Source organism: Pseudomonas sp. LAMO17WK12:I5, assembly GCF_900215165.1.
Taxonomy (GTDB): Bacteria; Pseudomonadota; Gammaproteobacteria; order Pseudomonadales; family Pseudomonadaceae; genus Aquipseudomonas; species Aquipseudomonas putida_A.
This window is the reverse complement of sequence record NZ_OBDS01000005.1, coordinates 212,068-227,316: the sequence shown is the minus strand read 5'-3', so window position 1 is coordinate 227,316 and position 15,249 is coordinate 212,068. Positions and strand designations below refer to the sequence as shown.

The following is a 15,249-nucleotide window of genomic DNA, read 5'->3' as shown; positions in this document are numbered from 1 at the left end:
AGTGAAAAAAGGTATCACGTCCCGACATTCCACATTTCCGGGCTTCGTGTCGGGCCGGTCCTTTATAAAAGTGGGAAAAATCTCGCGAATCCACAGGCCACCTGTAATTTCTGACAGTAGACCTGTTCTTCACCCTTCTTTAACGTCATCGAACCTTCGAGGTCGTTGAAAAGGAGTTCTCAATGAGCGCTGCCAATACCATTTCCAATCTGGCCCCGGTTTACCGCAAAGCCCTGAAAACCTGGCGCCCGGTGATCCTGTATTTCGCCAATGAACACTGCCCCGCCTGCGAATGGGCCGGGCCGATTTTTCGTCAGATTGCCGAGCCGTACCGTCATCGCGCCAATATCTACATGCTTAACACCCGTGAGTCGCCGCGCCATCCGTTGGTCACCGGCACGCCGACGGTGCTGTTCTACAAGAACGGCAAGTTGCTGAAGAAGCTCAAGGGCATCGGCACAGAGGAAACACTGGCGGCGGACTTTGCCCGACATATTGGCAGGACCAGGGCGCCGGTGGTGCAGCAGAAACCAAGGCATGACCTGCCGTGGTTGCGCCGCACATTGAGCAGGCTCTGCACAATCGCGCGTGCGCATCGGCGGGTGATTTGAGGCAGTGCATTTCCCGTAATCGTTACGGCGTCTGACACATCGCTTTCGCGGGCAAGCCCGCTCCCACAGGGGTCAACGTTGTTCACACATTTCGTGTACGACGCGTGCACTGTGGGAGCGGGCTTGCCCGCGAAGGGGCCGGCCCCGTCAGCGCAAGGCTGCTGCCTTACGCTGAATCGCGCACCAGCAACACCTGCGTCACCCGTCGTTCCTCAACGGCTTTGACGGTCATTTGCCAGCCTGCGTACTGCAGCCGATCGCCGATCATCGGCAAGCGATCCAGCAGGCTCATCACCAGTCCGGCCAGGGTCTGATAGTCCTCGGTCGGTTCGGCGCCGAACCCGGTGCGCTGGCGAACACGCGTCAGATTCAATGCGCCGCTGACGATGAACCCGCCCTGCCCCTCGATCACGTCCGGGCCTTCGATTTCGCTGGCATCGGGCAGTTCGCCGGCAATCGATTCGAGGATGTCGGTCATGGTCAACACGCCGACGAAGTCACCGAACTCGTTGACCACGAAGGCGATGTGGGTCGACGCCGCGCGCATTTGCTCCAGCGCATTGAGGATCGAATAGCTGTCGAGCAGGTTGATGGTCTTGCGCGCCAGGTGCTCCAGATTCGGCTCGGCACCGGCCAGGTATTCCTTGAGCAGTTCCTTTTTGTGCACGAAGCCCAACGGTTCATCCACCGCGCCGTGGCGAATCAGCGGCAGACGTGAATACGACGAGTGCATCAATTTTGTGCGAATTGTCTCGGCGTCGTCGGCCAGATCGATGGTGTCGACATCCGCACGTACGGTCATCAGGTTCCGAATCGGCCGCTCGGCCAGTTGCAGCACGCCACTGATCATCACTCGCTCGCGGCGGTCGAACAGCTCCGCACTCGGGGCTTCGCCGTCATCGAGCAGATCGGAAATTTCCTCGCCGACCTCCTCCGCCTCCAGCTTGCGCCCGCCCAGCAGACGCATTACCGCGTGGGCCGTGCGCTCACGTATGGGGCGCAAGCCTTGCATCGAACGCTTGCGTCGGGCCCGAGCGATCTGGTTGAACACCTCGATCAGGATCGAGAAACCAATCGCCGCGTACAAATAGCCTTTCGGGATGTGGAAACCCAGGCCTTCGGCCGTCAGGGCGAAACCGATCATCATCAGGAAGCCCAGACACAGCATGATCACCGTCGGGTGCGCATTGACGAAGCGGGTCAGCGGCTTGCTGGCGACGATCATCAGGCCGATGGAAATGATCACCGCGATCATCATCACCGCCAGTTCATCAACCATGCCGACGGCGGTGATTACCGCGTCCAGCGAGAACACCGCATCGAGCACCACGATCTGCGCGACGATTGGCCAGAACAGCGCGTAAGCGGCGTTGGTCGAGCGCTGGCCGACGTGGCCTTCGAGTCGTTCGTGCAGCTCCATCGTCGCCTTGAACAGCAGGAATACACCACCGAACAGCATGATCAGGTCACGGCCGGAGAAGCTCTTGTCGAACACCTCGAACAACGGCTGCGTGAGGGTCACCAGCCAGGAAATACTCGCCAACAGGCCCAGGCGCATGATCAGCGCCAACGACAGGCCGATGATCCGCGCACGATCGCGCTGATGCGGCGGCAGTTTGTCCGCCAGGATCGCGATGAACACCAGGTTGTCGATACCCAGCACCAGTTCCAGCACGATCAGAGTCAACAAGCCTAACCAGGCCGTGGGATCCGCTAACCATTCCATAAAATGTCTCGATCTCTCTTCAGTGAATTCAGGCTGCCGGACACGGCAAAGTGCAACGCGAAGGCTCTGAAGCCGCGTTGTCAACGATAGACGGGAGTCGGAAAACCGGATGCTGCGAGTGCGTCAAGACCGCGCCATGGCGCGTGGAGAAGGTACGACTGGGAGGCTCCAAGAGGGTGTTCATGCAAATCCTGAATGAAAAATGGCCTTGGAGCGTACAGGCTCAAGGCACATTTTCTACAGCGGCAAATCATTTCAAAATCTGTAAGAGCACAGGAAATGTGATTTTCCTGCAGGCCCTTTCGCGAGCAAGCCCGCTCCCACAAGGGTTATTCGTCGGACGCAGGTTCTGAGTTCAAAGAAAGTCCAATGTGGGAGCGGGCTTGCTCGCGAAGGGGTCATCAAACACACCACATCATCGCCCGGCAAAGCGCAACCGCGACAACTGGCGCAAATCCCCCTCTACGTAATAATCGTGGGTCCAGCTGTCATCCACCGCCAGCGGACTCACCTGCTTGAGCTCGAGTTTTTTCGCGAAATAGCGAAAGCGGTAATGCTCATAAAACCGCAGCAACTCCAGGCCATAGCGATCAGCCAGATCGGTGTCGCCACGAATGATCAGGAAGTTCTCGTCATTGCCGTTACTGGCTGACGTACTGAGGTTGTGACTGCCGCTGATGATGGTCGGCGCATCGGTGGTGAAGTCGGTGATCACGGCTTTGGTGTGCACCAGCAGGTTGCCCTTCTGGCCTTTCATGTTTTCTTTCAGCCAGCCTTCCAGCCCGGTGTTGAGCAAAGCTGTGGCAGCGAATTCGGCGGTGCGGTCGGCATGAAATCCGGTGATGCTGCTCGCGGTATTTTGCAGGCCGTAACGCAGGATGTCGTCATGCGGTTTGCCGAGCAGCGCGTTGAGAATCGCGTCCGGCAGGCTGAAAGCGGTGACGAACAACACGTCCTTTTTCGCCGCCTCGATGATCTCGACAAACTCACGCAAATCGCCACCACCGCTGCGTGGCGAGAACCCGGCGAACAGCGGCTGCGTAGGGTTCATCGGGTTGTGCTCGGTGATCCAGCTGCGCGTCGCAGCGACGTCGGCGGGGTTGGCCCAGACCTCTTCGAACACTTGCAAATAACGCGTGGCAATCGTCACGTCGTCGAGCGTATGCACCACGTTGGCCTGGCGATAAACACCGTTGGCGGTGAAATTGGTGCTGCCGCACAGCACCGCCTGCGGTTGCCGCTGACCCGCGCCATCGACGCTGCTGAGAACAATGAATTTGTCGTGAAAGATGTTATGGGTGACCCGGCCGCGCTTGTTCGCCATCGGCAATTTGGCAAGGTTCTTTTCGTTCAGGGTCGTATCGGGATCATCAGGTTGCGCGTGATACAGCACGCGCACCTGAACCCCTCGGGCAAATGCCGCATTCACTGCGTCGACGATCGCCTGCAACTGATACTCGTAGATCGCGATGTCCAGCGCCCACTGCGCGTCCACTGCACGTTCGATAAAGCCCAGCAATCGCTCCAGGAGTCCGTTCTCCAGCCACAGCCGCGCCGCGTCGGGCCAGGCCTCGATGGGGAAGTTCTTGTTGGCGCTGATCTGCGCGTCGAGGTCGGGAAATTTGCGCTGGAAGGCCTGACTGGCGGCCACGGCACGGTTGAATATCACGCTCTGGTTGGCCGGATGACCGTCGTCACTGGTGATGCTCAGCTCCAGTGATTCTCCCAATAGCGGCGCATCCGCCGTGCCATAGGCCAGATGCACGCGATAGTGCATCGTCGTGCCCGGATTGACCGCGTAATCGGCCCAGCGGAATTTCTGTAGCGGCGCTTTATCGCTGGGCGTGGCGTGATACTGCGGGAACGTGTGCGCCTTGCCGGGAAATGTCAGGCTGTTGAACAGGAACAACCACGGTTTGCCGCCCTGCTGCTTTTCGATGGCAAACCCGAGCAGGCCTTTGCGCCGGGGTTCGGCAAGATCCATGGCCAGCAGCACGCCGTTGGTGCCGGCGTAGGCTTTGACGCGAAAATCGTCCTGAGGATTGGCGACCAGTACCCGCATGATTCACTCCTTGTGATTGGGCTGGGGTGGAGCATAGAGCAGCGCTGCGGTTTTTGGTGATCCTGCATGATCCGAGGCGATGCCTTCGCGAGCAGGCTCGCTCCCACAGAGCAAGCGGTGTTCACCAACATTGTGGGAGCGAGCCTGCTCGCGAAGAGGCCTGTTCAGACTTCACATATCATCGATATGCCGATAATCCGCATTCAGCGCTGCCGCCAACTCCCGCGCCCGAGCCAGGCGGATCGGCCCACGCTCAATGTCGATCAACAATCCCGGACACTCCAGCGGCAACATCGGCGGCAAGGTTTTCAAGCGGCCATCCGTCACCACCAGCAAGCGCTGCTGCTCGGCCGGGAAGCGCTTTTGTCGCTGCACCAGCCATTGCTGTGCCTGCGTCAATGCCGCCACCAACGGCGTGCCGCCGCCCGCCCCCAACGCCTCCAGCCAGGTGCGCAAACCACTCGATGCCTTCAGACCTTGCACCTGCCATTTCGGCGCGCTGCCGCTGGCGGTCAGCAAGGCCAGTCGCGCGCGCTGCCGATAAGCATCATCGAACAATTGCGCGAGCAGGCCCTTGGCATCGCTCAGCGCCTGATGCCGACGCGTCGAAGCCGACGCATCGACGATCACCAGCCACAACTCATGGGGAGAACGAGTGCGCAACTGGAACTGCAAGTCCTCACGGGTTTGCGGACGGCCGTTGAGCAGCGTGCCCGGCCAGTTCACCAGGCCGCTGCGCGCGGCGTGGCGCTGGCCCTGGCGTCCGTGGTCGAGGCGTCCGGCGCGGGGTCTGGCATTCGCCCCCGCGTCGGATCGGGGACGAATGCCGGTTACTTTTTTGGCCAGCTCGGCACTTCACGGCGAGCACCCGTGGCCAGTGCCGGGGCGGGCATATCGCCCCACTGGCCCTGCCCTTCGCTCGGTTCGGCCTGGCTACTGGCCGGGTTTTGCGCGGGTGGCTGAGAGCTGGAAGAAGACGATTCACGACGGCGATGCCGCAGGGCAAATTCCGCCACGGCGTCGATGTCCTGCTCGGCAATCGCGGCAGCGCCGCGCCATGCTGCGTGCGCACGGGCAGCCCGCAGCCACACCAGATCGGCGCGCAAGCCATCGACACCCGCCGCAAAACAACGCTCGGTGATGTTTGCCAACGCGTCGTCGTCCAGCGCAATGCTCGCCAAGGCGATGCGCGCCTGTTCGCAGCGCTCACGCAGCGCTTGCTGCTGGGCTTCCCACTGCACGCAGAACGCCTGTGGATCGCTGTCGAAATCCAGTCGGCGCCGGATGATCTGCCCGCGTTCGGTCGGCGCGGTGTGGCCGCTGAGGGCGACGTTCAGGCCGAAACGGTCAAGCAGCTGTGGCCGTAATTCACCCTCTTCCGGGTTCATCGTGCCGATCAATACAAATCGCGCCGAATGCCGATGGGAGATGCCGTCGCGCTCGATCAGGTTGGTACCACTGGCAGCCACATCGAGCAGCAGGTCGACCAGATGATCGGGCAGCAGGTTTACTTCATCGACGTACAGCACACCGCCGTCAGCCTTGGCCAAAACACCGGGAGAAAACTGCGCCCGCCCTTCACTCAGCGCGGCGTCGAGATCAAGAGTGCCGACCAGACGCTCTTCGGTGGCGCCCAATGGCAGCGTGACGAACTGTCCGCTCGCCAGCAGATCAGCCAAGCCACGGGCCAGGGTCGACTTGGCCATGCCGCGCGGGCCTTCGATCAGCACGCCACCGATTTTCGGGTCGATGGCGGTGAGGCACAGCGCGAGTTTCAGGTCATCGGCGCCGACCACGGCAGAGAGCGGGAAATGCGGGGTGTCGGTCATCTTCAATACTCGGTCATGGTCGGTGATCTGTCGAAAATCGTTGGGAGCCACGTTGATCCCTGGGGGAGCGAGCCTGCTCGCGAAAGCGGTGTGCCAGCTACAAAAATACTGTCTGACACGACGCCTTCGCGAGCAGGCTCGCTCCCACAGAGTGAGGCGGTGTGTCAGGTGTCTTCTTCTATATCCAGCAGCAGGTTTTCCAGTGCTTCTTTATACACGCCGGGTTCCTGCCACATCCCGCGCTGCTGCGCTTCGAGCATGCGCTCGGTCATGTCGCGCAGCGCATGCGGATTGTGTTCACGAACAAAATCGCGGGTCGCCGGGTCGAGCAAGTAGGCATCCGCCAGCAACGCGTACTGATGATCATCGATCAGTTGTGTGGTGGCGTCGAAAGCGAACAGGTTATCGACTGTCGCCGCCAGTTCGAAGGCGCCTTTATAGCCATGACGCTTGACCCCGTCGATCCATTTCGGATTGGCCGCCCGCGAGCGTATCACTCGATTCAGTTCTTCTTTCAGGGTACGGATTCTCGGCAGATCCGGCTGGCTGTGATCACCGTGATAACTCGCCGCCGCTTCGCCGCGCAGGGTTTCCACCGCCGCGAGCATGCCGCCCTGAAACTGGTAATAGTCGTTGGAATCGAGCAAGTCGTGCTCGCGATTGTCCTGGTTCTGTAGCACCGCTTGCACCTGACTCAGACGCTGGACGAACTGCTCGCGGGCGGCGGTGCCTTCGTCAGCACCGCCGTAAGCGTAGGCGCCCCAGTTCAGGTAGACCTCGGCCAGATCCTCGCGGGTCTGCCACAGGCGCCCGTCGATCGCGCCTTGCACACCGGCGCCGTAAGCCCCGGGCTTGGCGCCGAAAATACGCCAGCCGGCCTGGCGCCGTGCCGCGTCGGCATCCAGCCCCGATTGCAGCAGCGCTTCACGCTCGGCGCGGACTTTGGCGGCCAGCGGATTGAGGTCATCCGGTTCGTCCAGCGCCGCCACCGCTTGCACGGCCGCGTCGAACAGGCGAATCAGGTTGGCAAAGGCATCGCGGAAGAAGCCCGAGACCCGCAGCGTTACATCGACCCGTGGTCGGTCGAGCAGACTCAACGGCAGAATCTCGAAATCATCGACGCGCTGACTGCCGGTGGCCCAAACAGGACGCACGCCCATCAACGCCATGGCCTGGGCGATGTCGTCACCGCCGGTGCGCATGGTCGCAGTGCCCCACACCGACAGGCCGAGCTGACGCAGGTGATCGCCGTGATCCTGCAAGTGGCGCTCAAGGATCAACGTGGCGGACTGGAAACCAATGCGCCACGCGGTAGTGGTCGGCAGGTTGCGCACATCCACCGAGTAGAAGTTGCGCCCGGTGGGCAACACGTCGAGACGGCCACGACTGGGCGCGCCGCTTGGGCCGGCGGGGACGAAGCGACCGTTGAGGGCGTCGAGCAGACCGCGCATTTCGGCGGGGCCGCAGGCGTCTAGGCGTGGGGCGACGACTTCGCGCAGATTTTCAATGATCGCGCTCACTTCAGCCCCCCTCGGTTCCTGTAGGAGTGAGCCTGCTCGCGATGGCGTCAGGTCAGGCAATTCAGTGTTGAATGACACACCGCTATCGCGAGCAGGCTCACTCCTACAAGGGGCGTGCACTGTTTGGGAGATCAGTTGAGTGGCGAATAGCTCAAGGCGTTCGCGGGTGTCACCGGCGCTGCGCCAGACTTCGTCGCTGACGCTTTGCAGCTCCGGCGGGCACGGGCCGTTCCATGGATCGGCAAGGGAGCAATCCAGCGGATCAAAGCCCAACTCAAACGCCTTGGCCAACGCCCGCAGCAGACTCGACTGCGCACCCTTGCCGTCGCCACGCGGAATGCGCAGCAGCGCCAGCAGCGTGTCGATGCGCAAACGCCCGGTCGGCGACTCGCCAAAGATGTGCAGGCCATCGCGGATCTGCGATTCCTTCAGGTCACACAGATAGGTATCCAGACGCGGCAGCCAGATCGCTGCATCGGCGTCGCTGTCCAGACCGGCGTCGAGTTGCAGTTCGCGGTCGATCTGCGTCTCGCGCACCAGTTGCAGAATGTCGCGCTGCAGCTCGCGGGCGCGACGCGGATCGAGCAGTTGCGCCTCGTAATATTCGTCGGCCAACAGTTCCAGATTGCGCAGCGGGCCGTAGGTTTCGGCGCGGGTCAGCGGCGGCATCAGGTGGTCGATGATCACCGCTTGCGTGCGCCGTTTGGCCTGGGCGCCCTCGCCCGGGTCGTTGACGATAAACGGATAGATGTTCGGCAGCGGCCCGAGCAATGCGTCCGGCCAGCAATTCTCCGAAAGGCCGACGCCCTTACCCGGCAGCCATTCGAGGTTGCCGTGCTTGCCGACGTGAATCACCGCGTGGGCACCGTAGGTGTTGCGCAGCCAGAAATAGAACGCCAGATAGCCGTGCGGCGGCACCAGATCCGGGTCGTGGTACACCGCACTCGGATCGACCTGATAACCGCGCGCCGGTTGAATGCCGACGAAAGTCAGACCAAAACGCAGCCCGGCGATCATCATCCGTCCGTCGCGGCACATTGGATCATTTTGCGGGGTGCCCCAGCGTTCCAGTACTGCCGCGCGATTGGCTTGCGGCAGCGCATTGAACATCGCCAGATAGGCGTCCATCGCCAGGCTTTGCTGGCATGGACGCAGGTCGATGCTGTCGAGGTCGTTGCTGACGCCGCCGAGCAATTGCTGGATCAGTTCGGTGCCGCTGTCCGGCAACTTCGCCGTCAGCGGGAAGCCTTCCGCCTGCAACGCGCGCAGGATATTCAATGCCGCCGCCGGCGTGTCCAGACCGACGCCATTGCCGATCCGGCCGTCGCGAGTCGGGTAGTTGGCGAGGATCAGCGCGATGCGTTTTTCCGTGTTCGGCAGCCGCGCCAGATCGCTCCAGCGCCGCGCCAGTTCAGCGACGAAATCCATGCGTTCGGGTTGCGCCCGGTAGCAGACCACGTCGGACTGGCTGCGCTCGCTGCGCCAGGCCAGATCCTTGAAGCTGATCGGTCGACTGATGATGCGCCCGTCGAGTTCCGGCAAGGCAATGTGCATCGCCAGGTCCCGAGGCCCCAAGCCCTGCTCGCTGTCGCGCCAGCCCGGCTCGTTGTCCTGAGCGCAGATCGCCTGAATCACCGGAATATTGCGCCGGAACGGGCGCAGATGCGGGGCTTCTGGACTGGACTGCGCGAAACCGGTGGTGTTGAGAATCACCGCCGCCTCGACCTCGTCCAGCCAGTCCTCGACCACGCTCAGACAGCCGGGTTCTTTCAGGCTGGCGACGACGATCGGCAACGGATTGAGCCCCGCCGCCTGCAAGCGCTGGCAGAACACGTCGATGAACGCAGTGTTCGCCGCTTGCAAATGCGAGCGATAAAACAACACCGCCGCGACCGGTTGACCGGGCAGCCATTCGGCTTGCCAGTCGCAGAGTGCGGCGGTGTTTTTCTGTGACTGGTAAATCGCCGTACGCGGCAGCGCTTGCGGCTCGCCCCAGGCGTAGTCACGCGCCAGCCAGCGGTTGGCCAGACAATGAAAGAAATCCAGCGCATTGCCCATGCCGCCCTGACGCAGGAACTGCCAGAGACGGTCGCGATCTTCGGCGGGCACGGTGCTCAGGTCGCTGAGTTCCGGGTCGGGACGATCATCACCGGGCACCAGAATCACCTGCACGCCGCGCTCGGACAATTCCACCAGACGCTCGACGCCGTAACGCCAATAAGCGATGCCGCCGTGCAGCGAAATCAGAATGACCTTGGCGTGACACAGCACCTCATCGACATACAGATCGACCGAGGCGTGATTCTGCACCTGCATCGGATTGGCCAGGCGCAGGCTCGGGTAATCCTCGGGCAATTGCTGCGCGGCTTCGGCGAGCAGCGCCAGGCTGGAGTCGCCGCTGCACAGGATCACCAGCTCGGCGGGGGTTTGTCCAAGGTCGGCAATGTTGTCATCCGACACGAAACCGCCGGGCTGTGTCCTGAGCAGGTGCATGGCTTAAACGCTGAGCGCGGTGCGCAGTTGCGCTTCGAGTTGCGCGGCGTCGAGTTCCTGACCGATCAGCACCAGACGGGTGACGCGCGCTTCGTCAGCGCCCCACTGGCGGTCGAAGTGCTTGTCGAAACGCGTGCCCACGCCTTGAATCAACAGGCGCATCGGCTTGTTCGGAATCGCCGCGAAGCCCTTCACGCGCAGGATGCCGTGCTGCACAACCAGTTGCGTCAGCGCGTCGAGCAGCAGGCTTTCGTCGGCTTGCGGCAGTTCGATGGAGATCGAATCGAAGGCGTCGTGATCGTGGTCATCATGGTCGTCATCACCGTCGTGATGGTGATCGTGATGGCTGTGGCGGCTGTCGATATGTTCTTCGGATCCGGCACCGAGGCCGATCAGCACGTCCAGCGGCAGGCGACCGTTGCTGGCTTCGATGATTTTCACCGCTGGTGGCAGTTCTTCGGCGACTTCGGCGCGAACGCGAGCCAGATCTTCGGCGCTGGTCTGGTCGGCCTTGTTGAGGATCACCAGATCGGCGCTGGCCAGTTGGTCGGCGAACAGCTCATGCAGCGGCGATTCGTGATCCAGATTCGGGTCGAGTTTGCGCTGGGCATCGACCTGATCCGGGAACGCGGCGAAGGTGCCAGCGGCCACGGCCGGGCTGTCGACCACGGTGATCACTGCGTCAACGGTGCAGGCGCTGCGGATTTCCGGCCACTGGAAGGCTTGCACCAATGGTTTTGGCAGAGCCAGACCGGAGGTCTCGATCAGGATGTGATCGAGATCGCCGCGACGGGCGACCAGTTCACGCATCACCGGGAAGAACTCTTCCTGCACCGTGCAGCACAGGCAGCCGTTGGCCAGTTCGTAGACGCGGCCGGTGGCTTCTTCTTCGGTGCAGCCGATGGTGCATTGCTTGAGGATTTCACCGTCGATGCCCAGCTCGCCGAACTCGTTGACGATCACGGCGATGCGACGGCCCTGGGCGTTGTCGAGCATGTGTCGCAGCAAGGTGGTTTTGCCCGAGCCGAGAAAACCGGTGACGATGGTGACGGGGAGTTTGGCCAGTGTTTTCATCGGATGCCCTTTGGCAAGGTGGCGGGCATACGGGACGAGATCCGCTGCGAGCGTGCGCGCGGAAGAATTCGCCACCGGATCACCCCGCCCGGTTGTAGTGAGAAATCTGTGACGAGGCAGGTCTCCTGGCTGACGGTGTTCGGGCCTTGGGCCCGGCGTTCGTTGCGCCTTCCCGCGGGCTCAGTGGATTGAGCTGGCAGTGGCGTGGCAACGAACTTCACCGTTCACAGTTGCGGGGGCAGCCGCGGCTTTGACCGCGTTCCCTTCTTAGCTTCGGCGTGGGCCGAAGAACCTCGAAAGCGCAAGGCTACGCATCGGGTGGTGACCGGTCAATGGTTGGATTGGGGGCTTATCCGTTGCTGCGGGGGTTGCTGATTACGGTTTCGCCGTTGAGGCGGGTCACTTTTGCCAGACTTCGGGTTAAGGGGTTTGGTTTTTTTGGATTGGGGGCATATCCGTTGCTGCGGGTGTCGCCGCTGGCGGTTTCGCTCTTACAGCGAGTCACCTTTTCCAAACGCCGAAAAGGTAACCCAAAAGGCTTTGCCCCGGCGTACGGCACTTCGCTTAGGCTCAGTGTTCCCTCGCTACGGTGTCCATCCGGGGGCATCGCCTCCGGTTTGCTTCGCTGCACCTCCTCTCGATGGATGCGGCTTCGCCGCATGGCGCTGCGCGCCTAACCCCCGGATGAACACCTACGCTCGGCCTGCCGAAGGGGCTGAAGATCAAAAGCCACATCAAAAGCCAGAGCCAGAGCCAGAGCCAGAGCAGATCAAAAGATCACAGCCTTCGGCAGTTCCTACATGGGATTGGGTGTATTCAGTTGGAGATTGGTCGGCTGTCAGGCCGCCATCGCCAGCAGGCTGGCTCCTACAGTTCAGATTGCGTGCTGCCCCTGCGGCGAAGCCGCCCCACTCAACACAATGAGCGTTAGCTCGAGTACCGCTTTTGATCTGAGGGCCCGTCGGCAGGCTGAGTGGAGGGATTTATCCGGGGCGTGGGAGCGCAGCGACCGTTTGGCGCAGCCAAACACAGCGAGAGGAGGTGCAGCGAAGCAAACCGTAGGCGCTGCCCCCGGATGAATCCCGGAGCGAAGGAACCCGAGCCTAGGCGAGGGCCGAACGTCAGGGCAAAGACCTTTTGGTTACTTTTGGCTGGGCCGGCATTCCGGGCGTTTGCCAAAAGTGACCCGCCGTAAGGGCGGAACCGTAATCAGCAACACCCGCAGCAACGGATCCACCCCCAAAATTGACTAAATCCCCCACCCCATGCTCTCCTACACAGCTTGTTACGGGTGCCCTTCACAGGGTGAAACGGGAAACCGGTGAATCATGTGCTTTACTCAAAGCCATGTCAGTCCGGTGCTGCCCCCGCAACGGTAAGCGAGCGAAGCGTCAGATCCACTGTGCCAACGCGGCATGGGAAGGTGACGCTTGCAGGTCGGCCAGACGCCAACCCCTCGTGAGCCCGGAGACCGGCCCGCAACACACAGTGCGCATTTTGCGTCACTGAACATAACAAACCCGCGGTGGGCGGGCGCTGTTCGAACCTCTGCGTGCCCGACTCGCAGGGGTTTTCATGCGCTCTATATCACCCGCTGACACTCCAGAGGGAAGCGCCATGTCGATCATCAGCAGCACCGGTAGCAACACCGACAAAATCTCCAGCACCGCCACCTTGAGCCAACGCCTGACCGCCGCGATCTTCGCGTCGATTCTGGGTGCCAGCCTTGTGTACTTCGCCGGTTTCTCGCACATCGAAGCGGTGCACAACGCCGCTCACGACACCCGCCACAGCGCCGCGTTCCCGTGCCACTGAGACCTGCCGACATGATCAAGCGTATCGCGCAAACCGCAGGCTTCACCGGCCTGCTGGCCGCCCTGCTGCTGACGTTGCTGCAAAGCTTCTGGGTCTCGCCGCTGATTCTACAAGCCGAAACCTTCGAGAAGTCCGAACCGGTGGCCGTTCACGAACACGCCGCCGGTACGGCTGCTCACACCCATGACGCCGAAGCCTGGGAGCCGGAGGACGGCTGGCAACGCGTGGTCTCGACCACCGGCGGCAATCTGGTGGTGGCGGTCGGGTTCGCCCTGATGCTCGCCGGCCTGTACACCCTGCGTGCACCGACCAAAACCTCGCAAGGCCTGCTCTGGGGCCTGGCCGGCTACGCGACCTTCGTCCTTGCGCCGACCCTGGGCCTGCCGCCTGAACTGCCGGGCACCGCTGCAGCCGATCTGGCGTCGCGGCAAACCTGGTGGATCGGCACCGCCGCTTCCACCGCTGTTGGCCTGGCGTTGATCGTGTTCAGCCGCCACTGGTTGATGAAGCTGCTGGGCGTGGCGATCCTCGCCGTGCCGCACGTAATCGGCGCACCGCAACCGGAAGTGCATTCGATGCTCGCCCCGGAGGCGCTGGAAGCCCAGTTCAAAATCGCTTCGCAGTTGACCAACGTGGCGTTCTGGCTGGCCCTGGGCCTGATCAGCGCCTGGTTGTTCCGCCGCAAAAGCGCTGGTCAATACCACGCATGACCGATGACCGCGCAGCGCCGACCTTTGTGGTCGGCCTGGGCTGCCAGCGCGGCTGCCCGGTCAGCACGCTGCGCGCGTTACTCGATCAGGCGTTACAGGCGCATCGTATAGAACTTGAAGCGGTCAAGGCCTTGGCCAGCATCGACCTTAAACGCGATGAACCCGGCCTGCAGGAACTGGCCAGCCAACTGGCGTTGCCGCTGTTGTATTTCAGCAGCGACGAACTGGCCAGTTATCAGCAACGTCTGAGCCACCATTCGCAGATCGCCTACGAGCGCACCGGTTGCTACGGCGTGGCGGAAAGTGCCGCCCTGGCCCTCGCCGAGCAGTTGATTCAGGCACCGGCAAAACTGCTGATTTCCCGGCAAAAATACGCTCAGGCAACCTTGGCATTGGCCGGCGCTGCGTAAATTCCCGATAATCCCCCCGTTTGATCATGAGCAATCTTCATCTGAAGCGTTGCCCTGCCCCGTTTTTCACAGGATTTCTTCATGACCGTCTACTTCATCGGCGCCGGCCCCGGCGACCCGGAACTGATCACCGTCAAAGGCCAGCGGCTGATCCGCAGTTGCCCGGTGATCATCTACGCAGGCTCGCTGGTACCGGCCGCTGTGCTGGAGGGGCATCAGGCTGAAACCGTGGTCAACAGCGCCGAATTGCATCTGGAGCAGATCATTGAACTGATCAAATCCGCCCATGCCAAGGGCCAGAACGTAGCGCGGGTGCATTCCGGTGATCCGAGCCTGTATGGCGCGATTGGCGAGCAGATTCGTTATCTGCGCGAGCTGAATATTCCGTTCGAGATCATTCCCGGCGTCACCGCGACCGCAGCGTGTGCAGCCTTGCTAGGCGCGGAACTGACACTGCCGGACGTGTCGCAGAGCGTGATTCTGACCCGCTATGCGGACAAGACCGCAATGCCGGCGGGTGAGGAGCTGAGCAGTCTGGCGCAACATGGCGCGACCATGGCGATTCATCTGGGGGTCAATCATCTGCAGAAAATCATCGCCGAACTGCTGCCGCATTACGGCGCGGATTGCCCGATTGCGGTGATTCACCGGGCGACGTGGCCGGATCAGGACTGGGTGGTGGGGACGCTGGAGGATATTGCCGAGAAGGTTGCGGCCAAAGGGTTTCGGCGTACAGCGTTGATTCTGGTGGGTCGGGTGCTGGGCAGTGAGGTGTTTAGCGAGTCATCGCTGTATCGCGCGGGGCATGCACACCTCTACAGACCCTGAATCATATGGGATTGGGTGCCAACCTGTGGCGAGGGGATTTATCCCCGATGAACTGCGCAGCAGTTCCTTTTCTGGGGCTGCTTCGCAACCCATCGGGGATAAATCCCCTCGCCACACAATAAACAGGCACTCATTAATCAAGTGCATAAAAAAACGGCGCTCACGGGGCGC

At 61.8% G+C, this 15,249-nt stretch carries 11 protein-coding genes and 2 riboswitches; of the genes, 5 read left to right on the top strand and 6 right to left on the bottom strand.

What is annotated here, in order from left to right:
- Nucleotides 1-182: 182 nt before the first annotated feature.
- Entirely contained in the window at nt 183-611 is a 429-nt protein-coding gene (locus CRO59_RS10570) for a thioredoxin domain-containing protein (protein WP_097087292.1), read from the top strand.
- Nucleotides 612-777: 166 nt separating this feature from the next.
- Here the strand turns inward: CRO59_RS10570 and CRO59_RS10565 are convergent, their stop codons facing one another.
- The 6 genes from CRO59_RS10565 to cobW all read right to left on the bottom strand — a co-directional run bounded on the left by CRO59_RS10565 (nt 778) and on the right by cobW (nt 11,315).
- Nucleotides 778-2,337 (bottom strand): TerC family protein, encoded by a 1,560-nt coding sequence (locus CRO59_RS10565; RefSeq protein WP_097087290.1) that lies wholly within the window; start codon nt 2,335-2,337, stop codon nt 778-780.
- Between the two features lie 415 nt (nt 2,338-2,752).
- Nucleotides 2,753-4,399: a phospholipase D-like domain-containing protein gene (locus tag CRO59_RS10560; protein ID WP_097087288.1), complete on the bottom strand. Its 1,647-nt coding sequence runs from the start codon at nt 4,397-4,399 to the stop codon at nt 2,753-2,755.
- Between the two features lie 171 nt (nt 4,400-4,570).
- Nucleotides 4,571-5,125, bottom strand: a complete 555-nt coding sequence (locus CRO59_RS10555; RefSeq protein WP_097087286.1) for a VWA domain-containing protein — start codon at nt 5,123-5,125, stop codon at nt 4,571-4,573.
- Between the two features lie 104 nt (nt 5,126-5,229).
- On the bottom strand, nt 5,230-6,228 hold the full coding sequence (locus CRO59_RS10550; RefSeq protein ID WP_097087284.1) for an ATP-binding protein: 999 nt from the start codon (nt 6,226-6,228) through the stop codon (nt 5,230-5,232).
- Between the two features lie 164 nt (nt 6,229-6,392).
- Entirely contained in the window at nt 6,393-10,241 is a 3,849-nt protein-coding gene (cobN, locus tag CRO59_RS10545) for a cobaltochelatase subunit CobN (protein WP_097087282.1), read from the bottom strand.
- A gap of 3 nt (nt 10,242-10,244) precedes the next feature.
- Entirely contained in the window at nt 10,245-11,315 is a 1,071-nt protein-coding gene (gene cobW / locus CRO59_RS10540) for a cobalamin biosynthesis protein CobW (protein ID WP_097087281.1), read from the bottom strand.
- Nucleotides 11,316-11,412: 97 nt separating this feature from the next.
- A riboswitch (cobalamin riboswitch) is annotated at nt 11,413-11,626 on the bottom strand.
- Nucleotides 11,627-12,587: 961 nt separating this feature from the next.
- Nucleotides 12,588-12,810: riboswitch (cobalamin riboswitch) on the top strand.
- A 122-nt stretch (nt 12,811-12,932) separates the two neighbouring features.
- On the opposite strand from cobW, the gene CRO59_RS10535 reads away from it, so the two are divergent.
- From CRO59_RS10535 to cobM, 4 genes are all read left to right on the top strand, one after another.
- Entirely contained in the window at nt 12,933-13,130 is a 198-nt protein-coding gene (locus tag CRO59_RS10535) for a CbtB domain-containing protein (protein WP_003225486.1), read from the top strand.
- 11 nt (nt 13,131-13,141) lie between these two features.
- Nucleotides 13,142-13,840, top strand: coding sequence for a CbtA family protein (locus tag CRO59_RS10530; protein WP_095669042.1), 699 nt, complete (start codon nt 13,142-13,144; stop codon nt 13,838-13,840).
- Nucleotides 13,837-14,250, top strand: coding sequence for a cobalamin biosynthesis protein (locus CRO59_RS10525; RefSeq protein ID WP_041072679.1), 414 nt, complete (start codon nt 13,837-13,839; stop codon nt 14,248-14,250). The genes CRO59_RS10530 and CRO59_RS10525 overlap by 4 nt, the downstream gene beginning before the upstream one ends.
- 81 nt (nt 14,251-14,331) lie before the next feature.
- Nucleotides 14,332-15,078 carry a precorrin-4 C(11)-methyltransferase gene (gene cobM, locus CRO59_RS10520; protein WP_027613712.1) on the top strand — a complete coding sequence of 249 codons (747 nt, stop codon included), beginning with the start codon at nt 14,332-14,334 and terminating at the stop codon, nt 15,076-15,078.
- Nucleotides 15,079-15,249: the final 171 nt, after the last annotated feature.

Excerpts from the sequence above, each read along its gene's own strand:
- CRO59_RS10570 (WP_097087292.1), top strand. The coding sequence starts at position 183 with ATGAGCGCTGCCAATACCATTTCCAATCTGGCCCCGGTTTACCGCAAA.
- CRO59_RS10565 (WP_097087290.1), bottom strand. The coding sequence starts at position 2,337 with ATGGAATGGTTAGCGGATCCCACGGCCTGGTTAGGCTTGTTGACTCTG.
- CRO59_RS10560 (WP_097087288.1), bottom strand. The coding sequence starts at position 4,399 with ATGCGGGTACTGGTCGCCAATCCTCAGGACGATTTTCGCGTCAAAGCC.
- CRO59_RS10550 (WP_097087284.1), bottom strand. The coding sequence starts at position 6,228 with ATGACCGACACCCCGCATTTCCCGCTCTCTGCCGTGGTCGGCGCCGAT.
- cobN (WP_097087282.1), bottom strand. The coding sequence starts at position 10,241 with ATGCACCTGCTCAGGACACAGCCCGGCGGTTTCGTGTCGGATGACAAC.
- cobW (WP_097087281.1), bottom strand. The coding sequence starts at position 11,315 with ATGAAAACACTGGCCAAACTCCCCGTCACCATCGTCACCGGTTTTCTC.
- CRO59_RS10535 (WP_003225486.1), top strand. The coding sequence starts at position 12,933 with ATGTCGATCATCAGCAGCACCGGTAGCAACACCGACAAAATCTCCAGC.
- CRO59_RS10530 (WP_095669042.1), top strand. The coding sequence starts at position 13,142 with ATGATCAAGCGTATCGCGCAAACCGCAGGCTTCACCGGCCTGCTGGCC.
- CRO59_RS10525 (WP_041072679.1), top strand. The coding sequence starts at position 13,837 with ATGACCGATGACCGCGCAGCGCCGACCTTTGTGGTCGGCCTGGGCTGC.
- cobM (WP_027613712.1), top strand. The coding sequence starts at position 14,332 with ATGACCGTCTACTTCATCGGCGCCGGCCCCGGCGACCCGGAACTGATC.